General features: G+C 66.4%; 15 protein-coding genes. 7 read left to right on the forward strand and 8 right to left on the reverse strand.

What is annotated here, in order from left to right:
* Positions 1-56 precede the first annotated feature (56 nt).
* Entirely contained in the window at positions 57-305 is a 249-nt protein-coding gene (locus tag BVIR_RS05320; protein WP_145911851.1) for a DUF6719 family protein, read from the reverse strand.
* A gap of 201 nt (positions 306-506) precedes the next feature.
* On the opposite strand from BVIR_RS05320, the gene BVIR_RS05325 reads away from it, so the two are divergent.
* A complete protein-coding gene (locus BVIR_RS05325; RefSeq protein ID WP_055036757.1) occupies positions 507-947 on the forward strand; it encodes a methyltransferase family protein in 441 nt (146 codons plus the stop codon).
* 52 nt (positions 948-999) lie between these two features.
* On the opposite strand, the gene BVIR_RS05330 is transcribed toward BVIR_RS05325, so the two are convergent.
* Positions 1,000-1,329: a hypothetical protein gene (locus BVIR_RS05330; protein WP_058124826.1), complete on the reverse strand. Its 330-nt coding sequence runs from the start codon at positions 1,327-1,329 to the stop codon at positions 1,000-1,002.
* Positions 1,330-1,573: 244 nt separating this feature from the next.
* Between BVIR_RS05330 and BVIR_RS05335 the strand changes: the two genes are divergently transcribed.
* The 3 genes from BVIR_RS05335 (at position 1,574) to BVIR_RS05345 (ending at position 2,501) form a co-directional block, all read left to right on the forward strand.
* On the forward strand, positions 1,574-1,921 hold the full coding sequence (locus BVIR_RS05335) for an ArsC family reductase (protein ID WP_055036759.1): 348 nt from the start codon (positions 1,574-1,576) through the stop codon (positions 1,919-1,921).
* Between the two features lie 104 nt (positions 1,922-2,025).
* Complete coding sequence (locus BVIR_RS05340; protein WP_055038701.1) at positions 2,026-2,217, forward strand: type II toxin-antitoxin system HicA family toxin; 192 nt, start codon at positions 2,026-2,028, stop codon at positions 2,215-2,217.
* Positions 2,214-2,501 carry a type II toxin-antitoxin system HicB family antitoxin gene (locus BVIR_RS05345; RefSeq protein WP_055036760.1) on the forward strand — a complete coding sequence of 96 codons (288 nt, stop codon included), beginning with the start codon at positions 2,214-2,216 and terminating at the stop codon, positions 2,499-2,501. Before BVIR_RS05340 ends, BVIR_RS05345 begins: the two co-directional genes overlap by 4 nt.
* Before the next feature lie 470 nt (positions 2,502-2,971).
* Here BVIR_RS05345 and BVIR_RS16690 read toward each other — a convergent pair whose 3' ends face one another.
* The 4 genes from BVIR_RS16690 to BVIR_RS05360 all read right to left on the reverse strand — a co-directional run bounded on the left by BVIR_RS16690 (position 2,972) and on the right by BVIR_RS05360 (position 8,409).
* Positions 2,972-3,415, reverse strand: a complete 444-nt coding sequence (locus BVIR_RS16690) for a hypothetical protein (protein ID WP_145911850.1) — start codon at positions 3,413-3,415, stop codon at positions 2,972-2,974.
* A gap of 58 nt (positions 3,416-3,473) precedes the next feature.
* Positions 3,474-3,722: a DUF2442 domain-containing protein gene (locus BVIR_RS05350; RefSeq protein ID WP_055036761.1), complete on the reverse strand. Its 249-nt coding sequence runs from the start codon at positions 3,720-3,722 to the stop codon at positions 3,474-3,476.
* A 311-nt stretch (positions 3,723-4,033) separates the two neighbouring features.
* Positions 4,034-4,546, reverse strand: a complete 513-nt coding sequence (locus tag BVIR_RS16695) for a DUF6680 family protein (RefSeq protein WP_145911849.1) — start codon at positions 4,544-4,546, stop codon at positions 4,034-4,036.
* 56 nt (positions 4,547-4,602) lie between these two features.
* Complete coding sequence (locus tag BVIR_RS05360) at positions 4,603-8,409, reverse strand: vitamin B12-dependent ribonucleotide reductase (protein ID WP_055036763.1); 3,807 nt, start codon at positions 8,407-8,409, stop codon at positions 4,603-4,605.
* A 642-nt stretch (positions 8,410-9,051) separates the two neighbouring features.
* Between BVIR_RS05360 and BVIR_RS05365 the strand changes: the two genes are divergently transcribed.
* The 3 genes from BVIR_RS05365 to BVIR_RS05375 all read left to right on the forward strand — a co-directional run bounded on the left by BVIR_RS05365 (position 9,052) and on the right by BVIR_RS05375 (position 11,917).
* Positions 9,052-9,465, forward strand: a complete 414-nt coding sequence (locus BVIR_RS05365; protein ID WP_055038702.1) for an NADH:ubiquinone oxidoreductase subunit NDUFA12 — start codon at positions 9,052-9,054, stop codon at positions 9,463-9,465.
* Between the two features lie 155 nt (positions 9,466-9,620).
* A complete protein-coding gene (locus tag BVIR_RS16700) occupies positions 9,621-10,463 on the forward strand; it encodes a DUF2155 domain-containing protein (protein ID WP_236823718.1) in 843 nt (280 codons plus the stop codon).
* 383 nt (positions 10,464-10,846) lie between these two features.
* Positions 10,847-11,917, forward strand: coding sequence for an acyltransferase family protein (locus tag BVIR_RS05375; protein WP_082416741.1), 1,071 nt, complete (start codon positions 10,847-10,849; stop codon positions 11,915-11,917).
* Between the two features lie 133 nt (positions 11,918-12,050).
* On the opposite strand, the gene aat is transcribed toward BVIR_RS05375, so the two are convergent.
* The gene (aat, locus tag BVIR_RS05380; RefSeq protein WP_055036766.1) at positions 12,051-12,755 is read right to left on the reverse strand and encodes a leucyl/phenylalanyl-tRNA--protein transferase; all 705 of its coding nucleotides are present in this window, start codon (positions 12,753-12,755) and stop codon (positions 12,051-12,053) included.
* Between the two features lie 155 nt (positions 12,756-12,910).
* Entirely contained in the window at positions 12,911-14,260 is a 1,350-nt protein-coding gene (gene accC / locus BVIR_RS05385; protein ID WP_055036767.1) for an acetyl-CoA carboxylase biotin carboxylase subunit, read from the reverse strand.
* Positions 14,261-14,262 lie beyond the last annotated feature (2 nt).

The raw sequence follows: 14,262 nt of genomic DNA on the forward strand, positions 1-14,262 counted from the left end.
TGGCCGCCATCGTCACCATCGCCCGCGGCGTCGGCCGGCCGGCGGTGCGATGCGGCTCAGCGCTTGATGCAGCGTGACACCCGCGGGCCGCCGTCGGCATATTTCGCCTTGTCGGTGGTCTTGCGGCTGTTGACCACCACCTCGCGCAGTTCGCCGGCCTTGCAGACGCCGTCGTCGACCAGCACGCGCTGGCCGACCCGCAGCGTGCCGGAGGCCGGCTCGGTCGGGAAAATCGGCGGGGCGGCGGCGGCCGGCGCGGCGGCGAGCGCCGCAAGGCCGGCCAAGGCGAACAGGAGGTGGCGCATGGCTGATTCGAGTTCCGCTTGGTCGGTTCGCTCGCCCGCCATCCGCGCGAGTTTTCAGCGAACGGAATGCCAGAATCCGGCCGGACCGGCCAGATTTCGCAGGACAGGGAGCCGCAGCATGCCGGCGCTGTCAACCGCGGCCGCTCCGGCGCGACGGCACATCGCGCGACGGCCGGCGGTGGCGGATCAGGAGAATGCGCGATGAAAATTCTGCCGCCGGTGCTGGTTGCCGCCTCAGTGGCGGCGATGGTGGCGCTGCACCTTGTCGCGCCGGGGCCGGCGGTGGTCGCCGGCGCGGCGCGCTGGCTCGGCGTGGCGGCGATGGCCGGCGGCTTCGGGCTGGCGTTGGCGGTGTCGCGGCTGTTCGCGCGGCGCGCCGCCAATATCAACACCTTCAAGGCGCCGACCGCGCTGGTGACCGACGGGCCGTTCCGCGTCAGCCGCAATCCGATCTATCTCGGCTTCAGCGTGTTTCTGCTCGGCCTTGCCGTCGCGCTCGGCGGCGCGCTGCCGTTCGCGGTGGTGATGGCGTTCGTGGTGGTGGCCGACCGCTGGTACATTCCGTTCGAGGAAGCGGCGATGCGACGTGCGTTCGGTGCGGCTTACGCCGACTACGCCCGCCGGGTGCGGCGCTGGCTGTGACGCGGCTCGCCGGGTGCCGGCGCCGCCATTTCTGGCGGCGCCGGCGAACCGGTCAGGGGCAGTACCAGATCGGTCCGATGGCGGTGCAGCCGCGCCGGTTCCAATCCCGCGGCCGCTCGTGGTAGCGGCGCCAGCCCGGCGGCGGCCGGCGCTCGCGATTAAAGCTGCGGACCGGGTCCGGCCGGTGCGCCCGGCTGTCGGGGCCGCGGCGGTTGTCGAAATCGCGGCGGTTGTCGGGGCCGCGGCGGCTATCGGCGTCGCGATCCGGCCCGCGCTGGGCGAGCAGCATTTCGTGCGGCGCGCTGGCGGCCTGCGCCGGCGATTGAATGAGCACGAACGCCAGCGCCAGACTCGCGGCGCTTTGACAAACCAGTTTCAGCATCTGTTTCTCCGTTTCATCATGGCTCAACGGTTGAGCGTGGGCACGGGTTCACCGATCCGGAAAATAATCCGGCTAGAGCATTCTCCGCAAAAGTGGATACCGGTTTTGCGAAAGAGAATGCGATAACTCAAAGGCTTAGAGCGGCCACCTGGTGCGATCAGATTCGGCGGACGCTCTAAGGTGACGAAAGCCGCGTCGGCCCGTCCATCGGGGCGCCAGTGCCGCACGTTCAAAGGGGGAGGTCATGGTCGTCACCATCTACGGCATTAAGTCCTGCGATACGATGAAAAAAGCGCGGGCCTGGCTGGAGGCGCACGGCGTCGCCTACGCCTTCCACGACTACAAGGCCGCCGGGGTCGAGCCGGCGCGGCTCGAGGGGTGGGCGCGGCAGGTCGGCTGGGAGACGCTGCTCAACCGCGCCGGCACCACGTTTCGCAAGCTGCCGGAGGCGGCAAAGGCCGACCTCGATGAGGCCGGGGCGCTGGCGCTGATGGCGGCGCAGCCGTCGATGATCAAGCGCCCGGTGCTCGACGCCGGCGGCACGCTGGTGGTCGGCTTCAAGCCGGAGGTCTATGCCAAGACGTTCGGGTGAGGCGGGGCCTCGTGGTGGGGTGAAAGGCGCCTGGGCGGCGAGGCGCTGCTCGGTTGCGGGATCGATGCTGACGTGCAACCCTCGATATGGAGGGGCTCGTGGGCATCGATTCACGCGATATCATCCGCCTGTTGGAGCAGGACGGGTGGATTTATGTGGGCGCCACCGGCAGCCACTACCACTTCAGGCATCCGGCAAAGCCCGGCAAGGTCACCGTGCCTCACCCGCGCAAGGACTTGCATCCGAAGACCGCGCGATCGATCTTTCGGATGGCGGGCTTGAAGGAGCCGCGATGATGGCCGGTTATCTCGCATTGGTGCACAAGGACGCGGGCACGAGCTACGGCGTCAGCTTTCCGGACGTTCCGGGCTGCGTGTCGGCTGGCGATACGCTGGAGGAAGCGCTGGCCAATGCGGCGGAGGCGCTTGGCGGACACCTCGCTTTGCTCGCCACCGATGGCGACTCGGTGCCGTCCCCGCGCAGCTTCGAAGCCTTGCGGGCGGATGCCAGCCTCGCCGACGAGTTTGAGGATGCGGTGGTGAGCTTCGTTCAGCCGCACGCCACCGCCTCGGCGGCCTGAGGCGCGGCGGCGCTTCGCGCCGGTCGTCCCCGGCGAGCATCGCGAAGCGATGCGAGGGAAGCGGCTTTACCGTCGTCCCGGCCAAGCGGCGGGATGCTTGCATCCGCCGCGCGACCCGGGACCGTTTGCAGGAAGGGGGTTCTTTCCTGAAAACGGTCCCGGCTCTCACGGCGTCGCCGTTCGGCCGGGACGACGACCGGGGAAAGGGCACCGGTCGTCCCCGGCGAGCGCGGCATCAGCCGCGCGAGGGAAGGGGACCCATGGACCACGCCAGCCGACACCTTGCCGCACCGCCTAGTGCGGCTTGTGGATCGGGATGGCCGGTCCAAGCCCGGTCATGACGGAGGGTAATGACGTAGTAGCGTAAGCGTATTGCGGCGATTAGGCCGGGTCGACCGTGATCGAAAATGGCGGAATACGCTGCGCTATTCCACCCTACGCTTGCTATTCCATCTGGCGCTGCTCGTCCTTTAAATTAACTTCCATTGTCGTTCTAAACGTGCGATGTCCGCCGATATCAAATCTCGAAGTCGTGATGTATATATATTTCCGCCCACCTTGATAAGGATTACTTTAGATTTTATTATATTATTAATATATTTGTTAGTTTCGGGGGACAAATGTGGTTTTATTGCTGCGTACTCTGGAAGAAGCATCACTTTCTGGATCGCAAATTGATCGGAGAGAAATCCGTTTCTTGACACGCGGCCGTTAGGGAAGGCGTCTGAGGGTTGATTTTTGAAATTTTCTATACTCAAAAGTCGAGTGCGCCATTGCTCAATTCGCTTTTCACGGCTTGATCGGGTTTCTATTTTTTGGTCGAAGTACCACTTTGCCCAAGGTGTCAAGAAAGCGCCAATTCCACCGAGAATTGGAGGTAGTACAAAGCGGGTGAAGATGTCCAATAGTTCCATGACTACGCTCAGAAAGTAGAGGAGTTCCGGGGGCTATATGTCTTGCAGGTCGGCCTGCTCACGCCGCTTTCTCAGGCCGCCGGGTCATGTCGCCACGACCGACCAGAAGCCCGGCAACCGAGATGTCCTCGTCGAGCGCATCCCAATGCAGCCCGTTCCGGCTGATCTCGACCTCGGCGCGCTGTTCGGGCGAGGCGTGAAGGAGGCGCGGAAACCACGCCAGCGGCACGCCCAGCGTGCGGCCGTCAGAAAGGTCGACCCACATCAATTCGGTGTCGAACCGCACATGGATTGGCGAGACGGTCATTGGCGTTCCGGCCTGCTTCGACAGCAGGCAAGTGTGCGGCGCAGGATGGATGCTGTGCAAGCGCCATTGCGAGCGCCAGCTCGTCGCCGTCGCATGCCCTGGGGTTCCCGCGTGTCGGAGCTGCGCGAGATTGAGTCGGCGGAAGATCAATGGGTCCCCTTCCCGAGCGCCTGCGGCGCTCGCCGGGGACGACGGGTGGCGGTTCCGGCATCATTGCGGCGGCGCGCGCGGAACGAGAACCCACACCCAGCCTGCGCGGGGCCTTGGAGGGCGCACTAGCGATAGAGTGCTGCGCCCTACGTTGCTGCGGGTTAGGGTGAAAGAGGGTCGAACCCCTCCGGGGCGACCCTGAGCGGCCTCTTCCCCGCAAAGACGTCGATGGCGAGTTGCCGAAGAACTTGCTGCTCTAACTCTACGTCAGACCAAGCCTTTGGAGTGTATCCGCCTAGGAAAACATCCAACGTATCGATCTTGATTTTTAGTTCATTAGCGATGGCTTTGATTAGCTGTGATTTTGCGTTAATCTCACTATCGGCCCAGGCACGAAAGCCAAGTTCGTCGGGCGGAATATGGTTATACTTTTCGATTAATAATTTGAATTTATCGATAATTTTCGGCCTATCGTGAAATTCGATCTCAATCATATTTAGTGCGAGGACATAGTCCGCCGATAATGGCGCGCGACGTGAGCGCATCAAACCACGAAGAATGTCAAGACGACGATCATGCCTCTGTTTGTGAGAGGTCCACCAAAGCGTAATTCCCACCGCGGAAATCGGTCCTATAAAAGTAGAGAGGACCACTGCCCAATCGATTTTGTCCATATTTCCTTACCAATTTTTGCAGGAAACGACCTTTCACGGCGAATGTTAGTTGCCCCTCAACTGCACCCCGTGGTGCCGCCGCAGGTGTCGCACTTCATGCAGGTGCCGTTGCGCACCAGCGTGAAGTTGCCGCATTCGGGGCAGGCTTCGCCCTCATAGCCCTTGGCTTTCGCTTCGGCCCGGCGGTGAGTGACCGTGGGCTTGGCGCTGACCTCAGTGGTGCCGAGGGTGGCGGTCTTCGCCTGCGCCCCCTTTAAGCGCGCGCCCGGCTTCAGCTCGCCGGCGATCTTGTCGGAGGCCTCGGCCTCGCCGATGCCGAGATCGGCGTCGTCGGCATGCTCGGGCAGATCCTGCTCGTGCAGGTCCTCGTGCGGGTCCTGGCTCGGCTTCAGCGCAGTCGCGCCCACCGTTTTCAGCACCGCCACCGTGCCGCTGCTGCGCGGCGGCTCGCCCTTCGGCACCACCAGCAGGTTCTGGGTGCGGCCGCGCACCAGGCCCTTCGACACCACCCGCGAGGCCGGCGCCGTGGTCTTGCTGCCCTCGGCGACGCCGTGGCCGAGCGCGTCGAACGAGGCGTCGGGCTGGACGTGGCCGAGGTCGTAGCGGCCGAGATACGACACCGCCAGTTCGCGGAACACGTAGTCGAGGATCGAGGTGGCGTACTTGACGATGTCGTTGCCCTGCACCGGCCCCGCCGGCTCGAACCGGGTGAAGGTGAAGGCGTCGACGTATTCGTCGAGCGGCACGCCGTATTGCAGGCCGAGCGAAATGGCGATGGCGAAGTTGTTGAGGAGCGAGCGCAGCGCCGCGCCCTCCTTGTGCATGTCGATGAAGATCTCGCCGAGCCGGCCGTCCTCGTATTCGCCGGTGCGCAGATAGACCTTGTGGCCGCCGACGATGGCCTTCTGGGTGTAGCCCTTGCGGCGGTCGGGCAGCTTTTCGCGCTCGCGCACCTTCTGGACCTCGACCTGCACCCGCTCGACCACGCGCTCGACGATGCGCTCGGCCACCTGCGCCGCGCGCGCCGCCGCCGGCTTCTCCAGGAACGCCTCGATGTCGTCGTCGTCATCGTCGTCGGCGATCAGCTGCGCCGACAGCGGCTGCGACAGTTTCGAGCCGTCGCGATAGAGCGCGTTGGCCTTGAGGCAGAGCCGCCACGACAGCATGTAGGCGCTCTTGCAGTCCTCCACCGTGGCCTCGTTCGGCATGTTGATGGTCTTGGAGATCGCGCCCGAGATGAAGGGCTGCGCCGCCGCCATCATGCGGATGTGGCTCTCCACTGAGAGATAGCGCTTGCCGATGCGCCCGCACGGGCTGGCACAGTCGAACACCGGGTAGTGCGCCTCCTTCAAATGCGGCGCGCCCTCCACCGTCATCGCGCCGCAGACGTGCAGGTTGGCCGCCTCGATCTCGCGCTTGCCGAAGCCGAGGTGGGTGAGAAGGTCGAACGCCGGCGCGTTCAGCGTCTCAGGCGGAATGCCGAGCGTCTCGATGCAGAACGCCTCGCCCAGCGTCCATTTGTTGAAGGCGAACTTGATGTCGAACGCGCCCTTCACCGCGGCCTCGACCTTGTCGATGGCGGCGTCGTCGAAGCCCTTGGTGCGCAAGGTCGACGGGTTGATGGCGGGCGCCTGCTTCAGCGAGCCGTGGCCGACGGCGTAGGCCTCGATCTCGGCGAGCTCGGCCTCCGAATAGCCGAGCTGGCGCAACGCCGCCGGCACCGCGCGGTTGATGATCTTGAAGTAGCCGCCGCCGGCGAGCTTCTTGAACTTCACCAGCGCGAAGTCGGGCTCGATGCCGGTGGTGTCGCAGTCCATCACCAGGCCGATGGTCCCGGTCGGCGCGATCACCGACACCTGCGCGTTGCGATAGCCGTGCGGCTCGCCGAGGGTGACGGCACGGTCCCAGGCGCGCTTGGCGTGCTCGATCAGCCGCGGGTCGGGGCAGGCGGCGTGGTCGAGCGGAACGGGCAGGATGGAGAGGCCCTCATAGCCCTCGCGGAAGCCGTGGGCGGCGCGGCGGTGATTGCGCATCACCCGCAGCATGGCCTCGGCGTTCTTGGCATAGCCGGGGAAGGCGCCGAGGAACGAGGCCATCTCCGCCGAGGTGGCGTAGGCAACGCCGGTCATGATGGCGCTGAGCGCGCCGGCGATGGCGCGGCCCTCGTCGGAATCGTACGGGATGGCCGACGACATCAGCAGGCCGCCGATATTGGCGAAGCCAAGGCCCAGCGTGCGGTACTCGAACGAGCGCTCGGCGATCTCCTTGGAGGGGAACTGCGCCATCAGCACCGAGATTTCGAGCACCACCGTCCACAGCCTGACGGCGTGCTCATAGGACTCGACGTCGAACGCGTTGGTTGCCGGGTCGCGGAAGGCGAGCAGGTTCAGCGAGGCCAGGTTGCACGCGGTGTCGTCGAGGAACATGTATTCCGAGCACGGGTTCGAGGCCCGGATCGGTCCGTCGGCGGGGCAGGTGTGCCAGTCGTTGATGGTGGTGTGGAACTGCAGGCCGGGGTCGGCGCAGGCCCAGGCGGCGTAGCCGATCTTGTCCCACAACTCGCGCGCCTTCAGCGTGCGCGCGACGCCGGGCTGGGTGCGCCAGGTCAGGTTCCAGTTGGCGTCGTGCTCGACCGCGTGCAGGAACTCGTCGGTGACGCGCACCGAATTGTTGGAGTTCTGGCCGGCCACGGTGAGATAGGCCTCGCCGTCCCAATCGGTGTCGAACACCGGGAAGTCGATGTCGGCGAAGCCCTGGCGGGCGAACTGGATGATGCGCTTGACCAGATTGTCCGGCACGCCGGCGCGGCGCGCCGCCTTGATCTCGCGCTTCAGGGCCGGGTTCTTGTCGGCCTCGAAGCAGTCGCCGTCCTCGCCCTCGCAATTGACGCAGGCTTTCAGTATGGCTTTGAGGTGCTTCTGGCACGCCCGCGAGCCGGTCACCAGGGCGGCGACCTTTTCCTCCTCCTTCACCTTCCAGCTGATGTAGGCCTCGATGTCGGGGTGGTCGATGTCGACCACCACCATCTTGGCAGCGCGCCGCGTGGTGCCGCCCGACTTGATGGCGCCGGCGGCGCGGTCGCCGATCTTGAGGAAGCTCATCAGGCCGGACGATTTGCCGCCGCCCGACAGCTTTTCGCCGGCGCCGCGCAGCCTGGAGAAGTTGGAGCCGGTGCCGGAGCCGTACTTGAACAGGCGCGCCTCGCGCACCCACAGATCCATGATGCCGCCCTCGTTGACGAGGTCGTCCTCGATCGACTGGATGAAGCAGGCGTGCGGCTGCGGGTGCTCGTAGGCGGTCTTCGACTTGGTGAGCTTGCCGGTTTCAAAATCGACGTAGTAGTGGCCCTGGCTCGGGCCATCGATGCCATAGGCCCAGTTGAGGCCGGTGTTGAACCATTGCGGCGAGTTGGGCGCCACCATCTGCATCGCCAGCATGTAGCGGTGCTCGTCGAAGAAGGCGCGGGCGTCGGCCTCCGAATCGAAATAGCCGCCCTTCCAGCCCCAATAGGTCCAGGTGCCGGCCAGGCGGTCGAACACCTCGGTCGCGGTGGTCTCGCCGACGTAGCGCTGGCCCTCCGGCAGCGCCTTGAGGGCGGCGGTGTCGGCGACCTTGCGCCACAGCCAGGACGGAACGGCGCTCTCCTCGAACGGCTTCAGCTTGGCCGGCACGCCGGCCTTGCGGAAGTACTTCTGCGCCAGCACGTCGGCGGCCACCTGCGACCAGCTTTCGGGCACCTTGATGCCCTCCAGCCGAAACACCACCGAGCCGTCGGGATTGCGGATCTCGCTCACCGTGGTCCGGAACGCGATGTCCGCGTAAGGCGACTGGCCCGCTGTGGTGTAACGCCGCTCGATCCGCATCGCTCTCGTTCCTTTGGCCGGCGCTTGCGCGCCCTGACGTGACAATTCTTCAGGCCCGCGCCGCAACCCGAATGCGCCGCTGGAAGGTGGCCGAACGCCACTCGACGGGCCGCCTCGCGATGGCGCCGGCCCGGCTGCGTTCGACCCTGCTACTCATGTGATTACGATCGGGCTGGCGTCTTTGGGGGGCGCCCGGCCCGGACCGGAAAGCTAGGTCGACTCTCCGCAGCACGTCAAGAATTAGACGCGATGAATGAACGAAGCGCTAAATATAGTGGTTCCATGGGGATTGCGGGGACAACGGTGCGAGTCGCCGCAAGTGCTTGGCCGGCCGGCATGATCGCAAAACCGCGGCCGCGGACAGCGTGACACGGCGGACGCTGTCAAGGCGCGGCGTGCGGCGGACTGTGGATCGCCGGCCGCCGCCAGCGGCAACCTGCCGCAACGTCGGCGGCATTCCGAAGGCCAACGCTGCGATGCCGCCGCCCCGCCCGTCGGGAGGCGAATCAGCGCGGCGGGCCGGCGCCGGGAATCGGTCCGGCGGCAGGTGACTACGACATGACCACGCCTGCCGCCTCGATGGGCTGGACAAGCCGCAGCGCGCGCTCCAGAACACTGAGAGCCGAAGGCGAGGATTTGATGCTGAAGCGCTTGCTGCTGGATTGTTTCACGTGGTGGAACGGCACCACCTTCATGAGCCGCGTCACGCTGTGGCGCCGCGGCGAGAAGGTGGGCGAGGACGAGTTCGGCAATGTCTATTACCGCATGCCGAACGATCCCAAGCGCAACCCCGCCTTCAGCCGCGAGCGGCGCTGGGTGACCTACAACGGCTATGCCGAAGCCTCGACCATTCCGCCGGGCTGGTGGGGCTGGATGCACCACACCACCGACATCCCGCCGACCGAGGACAATTACCAACCCAAGCCGTGGCAGAAGCCGCACCGGCCGAACATGACCGGCACCGCGCGCGCCTACCGGCCCAAGGGCTCGACCCTGGCGGAGGGCCGCCGCCCGGCCGCCACCGGCGACTACAAGGCGTGGACGCCGGGGGCGTGAGCGCCTTCCCGCTGCCGCATTTGCCATGCTAAGCGTGCGGCACGGCGGTTTTCAGCGCCCACGCCGCCGGTGACACGCCGCCGGCGATGGTCCGGCGCTCGCCGGTCGAGTGCGCGTCCGATGATCAAACAGACAGCCGCCCGGTGAGTTGGTCCGTGAAGGTTCTGCCCCCCCGCGCTTGCGCGCTGCTGGTGCTGCTGGCCTCGTCCGGGCCGGCGCTGGCGCAAGTGTTGTTGCCGCCAGCCGACATTCCCACCAGCCGCCGCCAGCAGATCGCACCCCGCGCGATCGAGACCGATCCGCAGTTCGAGCCCGGCCTGCTGGAGGAGCCCGACGAGGCGCCGCAGCCGCCGCCGCAACAGCCGATGCGGCCGTCGCGCGGCTGGAACACCCCGGTCGAGCGCCAGTCGCTGCCGGCTCCGGACGGCGGGATGCCGCAGCCGGCCGCCCCGGCGGTGCCCCAGCAGGTTGGCCCGCAGCAGGTGACGCCCCAGCCGGGGCTGCCGCCCGGCCAACCGGCCCAGGTCCAGCGCCACCCGGCGCAGCCCAACGGCGGCGGCGCCGCCTCCGCCCCCGGCATCCAGACCCAGACGCCGCCGTCGCCGGCCGGCAACGTGCCGCCGGGCTCGGAGGACTTCGTGGTGGTGGCGCCGCCGCCCCAGCGCATCGAGAACCGCACCGCGACCTTCAACGGACTCGACAAGATTACCGGCCGCATCATCGTGTTCGATGCCGGGATCGGGGAAAAGGTGCAGTTCGGCGCGCTCCAGGTGACGCCGCGGGCCTGCTACACCAGGCCGCCCAACGAGACGCCCAACACCACGGGCTTCCTGGAGGTCGACGAGATCACGCTGCAGGGCGACACCCGCCGCATCTTCACCGGCTGGATGTTCGCAGCCTCGCCCGGCCTGCACGCCGTCGAGCACGCCATCTATGACGTTTGGCTGGTCGACTGCAAGCAGGTGCCGCCCAATCTGGAGGCGCAGACCCGGCGCTGAGCCGCCTCGCGGCGGCGCCGGTTTCCGGCTCATATACCGCGTCTCCGATGGAATCCGTCCTGCGCGACTGCGCCGACATCAGTTGGCGAAGGGGATTCATCGACGTCACGGTATACCAACGGCGGCGGCAGCCGGCCGTTGGTTCTGATCGCAGATTTCGTGAAATCATTGATTTCAGGTAAGAAAATCTGCGAGCTTCAACGGCCCCATGCGTCAGCATCCGGCGCCGTGGCGCGCAGCGCGCACGGTTTCTGTTTAGGTCTCCGGCGCGGGGGCAGTCGCTTCAGCGGTGCGGACCGGGATACGGCATTTCCTGCAACGGCGGAAAATGCTCTAATCCTGGCCACGGCCGCGGGTGAACGCAGAGCCGGTGCGGTGCCGCCATGACGATTGCGCAAGCAGTGAAAACGGAGGCGGTCGCCGCCGGCGGGGGCCGGACCCCGCGCGTATTCTGGATTGATTTCGCCAAAGCGTTCGGAATTATTCTGGTCTGCCTCGGTCACACCATTGGCGGGCTCAGGATCGACAGGATTGGCGCCGACCTCGAATTCTATAATTTCCTGCGGGCACTGATCTACACCTTCCATATGCCGCTATTCTTCTTCCTGTCCGGGGTTCTGACCGGATTTCGACCGTCGACGTCAGTCGGCGGGTTCATTCGCTCCTCGGTCGTCGGCCTCATTCTGCCCTATGTGCTGTGGAGCGTGGTGTTCGTCTTCGTGCAGAACGCGTTTTCGGGCGCGGTCAACGCGGCGACGCCCTATTCCGATCTTGCGCAGATGTGGTGGAAGCCGATCGGCTTGTTCTGGTTCTTCTATGCGCTGTTTGTAGCCAGGGCGGTTTATTTCGTCGCCATGGCGCTGTTCGGTCGCAGTGGCATGACGGCGGCGTTCATGGCGTTCGCCGCGCTCTATGGGCTGTCGTTCGCCGGGCTGACCGACTTCAACTCCATCCTGATGGGCGGCAGCTTTTTCGGCCTCGGCGTGCTGGCCGCGCCGCTGCTGTCGCGCGCGCCGGACCGCCGAGTGCTGATTGCGGCGCTGTTGGCCGCCACGGCGGCCTGGGCGGTGCTGGCGGTGGCGACGCTCGACCCGGCGACGCCGCGGCCGCTGTGGGTGGCGGCGGCCATCGCCGGCATCGCGATGACGGTGGCGGCGTCACGGCTGGTTCCGGCGCCGAACGGCAGCGTGCTCGGCGGGCTGGCGCTGATCGGACAGGCGTCGATGGCGATCTACGTCGCCCATGTGATGTTCTCGGCCACGGTGCGCGCCGTGCTCTACAAGGCCGGCGTCTATGACGCCACGTTGCACGTGGTGCTGGCCACGGCGGCAGGGGTGATCGGGCCGGTGGTGCTGTTCGTGCTCGCCAACCGGGCCGGGCTGGCGCCGTTCGTCGGCTTCGGCAGCACCCAAAAGAGCCTTTACGGGGCGCCGCTGTTCGGCCGGGTGGGGTGATCCGGTTTTCGGCCGGTCAGGCCGGAGAACCTTATCCCGGTCGGCGAAAAATCCTGTTCTGCCCAAGGATATTTCGGCGAGATCGTCGCCGGGATCCTGCAGCGATCGTCCGGAAACCGTTTGAGACAGCCGATCAGGCGGGGCTGCGCTGATCGTGGCTTTCGCTGGCGGCCGCGACAATCGCCAGCGCGGCGGCGCCCGGCATCGGCGGCTCGGCCGGCACGGCAAGGAAATCGGCGCGGCCGGTGAGGGCCTGTTCGAGCAGCTGGTGATAGCGGTGGCGTGACACCTCGACGCATCCGAAGCTCTCCAGGTGGCGGGTCGAGAACTGGGTGTCGAGCAGATAGAAGCCGCCGGCCAGCAGGCGGGCGGCGAGGTGGACCAGCGCCACCTTGGAGGCGTCGGTGGCGGTGTGGAACATGCTCTCGCCGAAGAACGCCCGGCCGACGGCGACGCCGTAGAGCCCGCCGACCAGTTCACCGCCGCGCCAGGCCTCGACGGTGTGGCAGTGGCCGAGCTCGAACAGGTCGCGATAGAGCTTGCGGATACGCAGGTTGATCCAGGTTCGCATCCGGCCGGGGCCGGGTGCCGAGCAGCCGTCGAGAACGCCGTCGAAATCGCGGTTGATGCGGATTTCGAAGCGGTCCGCCCGCACGGTGCGGGCCAGCCGGTGGCTGACATGCATGCGGTCGAGCGGGATGACGCCGCGGCGTTCCGGCTCGATCCAATAGAGTCCCGGGTCCTCGGCGCTCTCGGCCATCGGAAAGATGCCGCAAGCGTAGGCCTTCAGCAAAACCTCGGGGGTGATGTCCACCCGCCCGGAGAAGCCGCGCGTCATGAGGTGAGGACTCCGATCCCGCCATGAATTGGGGATCGCGCCCAAGCTATCACATCGCACCGCGGTGCGGCAGATTGTAGCAGCGCCCTCTGCCGCCGGCGCCGCCGGCTGGCGCGTCATGGGCGAAACTCCGGCCCGATCGGCCGGATTTCGCATCAAATATCCGGCGATCCCGCCAGGAAGTGCTCCAGCCAGTGGATGTCGTAAAGGCCGTTGGCGATGTCGGGGTGGCGCACCAGGGTGCGGAACAGCGGCACGGTGGTCTCGATGCCGTCGACCACGATCTCGTCCAGCGCGCGCCGGAGCCGCATCAGGCACTCGTTGCGGGTCTTGCCGTGCACGATCAGCTTGCCGACCAGCGAGTCGTAATAGGGCGGGATGACGTAACCCTGGTAGACCGCCGAATCGACGCGAACGCCCAAGCCGCCGGGCGGGTGGAAGTAGGTGATCCGGCCGGGCGAGGGCCGGAAGGTCGTCGGGTTCTCGGCGTTGATGCGGCACTCGATGGAGTGGCCGTTCAGCGTGATGTCGTCCTGCACGAACGACAGCGGCAGCCCGGCGGCGAGCCGGATCTGCTCGTTGAGCAGGTCGATGCCGGTCACCATCTCGGTCACCGGATGCTCGACCTGGATGCGGGTGTTCATCTCGATGAAGTAGAACTCGCCGTTCTCGTACAGGAATTCGACGGTGCCGGCCGAGAGGTACTTCAGCTCGCGCATGGCGTTGGCGACGACGGTGCCGATCTTGTGGCGGGAGTCGGCGTTGAGCGCGGGCGAGGGGCTCTCCTCCCACACCTTCTGGTGGCGGCGCTGTAGCGAGCAGTCGCGTTCGCCGATGTGGATGGCGTTGCCGCGGCCATCGCCCAGCACCTGGACCTCAATGTGGCGCGGCTTTTCCAGGTACTTCTCAAGATAGACCGTGGCGTCGCCGAACGCCGCCTTGGCCTCGGAGCGGGCGGTGGCGAGCGCGACCTCGATGTCGGCGGCGGTCCTGGCCACCTTCATGCCGCGGCCTCCGCCGCCGGCTGCCGCCTTGACCAGCACCGGGTAGCCGATGTCGGCCGCGACCCGCTTGGCCTCCTCATCGTCGGTGATGCCGCCTTCGGAGCCCGGCACGCACGGGATGCCGAGGCGTTTGGCGGTGCGCTTGGCCTCGATCTTGTCGCCCATCAGGCGAATGTGCTCGGGCTTGGGGCCGATGAAGCCGATGTGGTGGTCGGCGAGAATCTCGGCGAAGCGCGCGTTCTCCGACAGAAAGCCGTAACCGGGGTGGACGGCCTCGGCGCCGGTGATCTCGCAGGCCGCGAGCAGGGAGGGCACGTTGAGATAGCTGTCCTTGGCCGGCGGCGGGCCGATGCACACGCTCTCGTCGGCGAGCTTGACGTGCATGGCGTCGGCATCGGCCGTCGAGTGGACGGCGACGGTGGCGATGCCGAGTTCCTTGCAGGCGCGCAGGATGCGGAGCGCGATCTCGCCGCGGTTCGCAATCAGGATTTTCGAAAACATAC

The sequence above is a fragment of the Blastochloris viridis genome (genome assembly GCF_001402875.1).
Lineage (GTDB): Bacteria > Pseudomonadota > Alphaproteobacteria > Rhizobiales > Xanthobacteraceae > Blastochloris > Blastochloris viridis.

Excerpts from the sequence above, each read along its gene's own strand:
- BVIR_RS05320 (WP_145911851.1), bottom strand. The coding sequence starts at position 305 with ATGCGCCACCTCCTGTTCGCCTTGGCCGGCCTTGCGGCGCTCGCCGCC.
- BVIR_RS05325 (WP_055036757.1), top strand. The coding sequence starts at position 507 with ATGAAAATTCTGCCGCCGGTGCTGGTTGCCGCCTCAGTGGCGGCGATG.
- BVIR_RS05330 (WP_058124826.1), bottom strand. The coding sequence starts at position 1,329 with ATGCTGAAACTGGTTTGTCAAAGCGCCGCGAGTCTGGCGCTGGCGTTC.
- BVIR_RS05335 (WP_055036759.1), top strand. The coding sequence starts at position 1,574 with ATGGTCGTCACCATCTACGGCATTAAGTCCTGCGATACGATGAAAAAA.
- BVIR_RS05345 (WP_055036760.1), top strand. The coding sequence starts at position 2,214 with ATGATGGCCGGTTATCTCGCATTGGTGCACAAGGACGCGGGCACGAGC.
- BVIR_RS16690 (WP_145911850.1), bottom strand. The coding sequence starts at position 3,415 with ATGGAACTATTGGACATCTTCACCCGCTTTGTACTACCTCCAATTCTC.
- BVIR_RS05350 (WP_055036761.1), bottom strand. The coding sequence starts at position 3,722 with ATGACCGTCTCGCCAATCCATGTGCGGTTCGACACCGAATTGATGTGG.
- BVIR_RS16695 (WP_145911849.1), bottom strand. The coding sequence starts at position 4,546 with ATGGACAAAATCGATTGGGCAGTGGTCCTCTCTACTTTTATAGGACCG.
- BVIR_RS05360 (WP_055036763.1), bottom strand. The coding sequence starts at position 8,409 with ATGCGGATCGAGCGGCGTTACACCACAGCGGGCCAGTCGCCTTACGCG.
- BVIR_RS05375 (WP_082416741.1), top strand. The coding sequence starts at position 10,847 with ATGACGATTGCGCAAGCAGTGAAAACGGAGGCGGTCGCCGCCGGCGGG.
- aat (WP_055036766.1), bottom strand. The coding sequence starts at position 12,755 with ATGACGCGCGGCTTCTCCGGGCGGGTGGACATCACCCCCGAGGTTTTG.
- accC (WP_055036767.1), bottom strand. The coding sequence starts at position 14,260 with ATGTTTTCGAAAATCCTGATTGCGAACCGCGGCGAGATCGCGCTCCGC.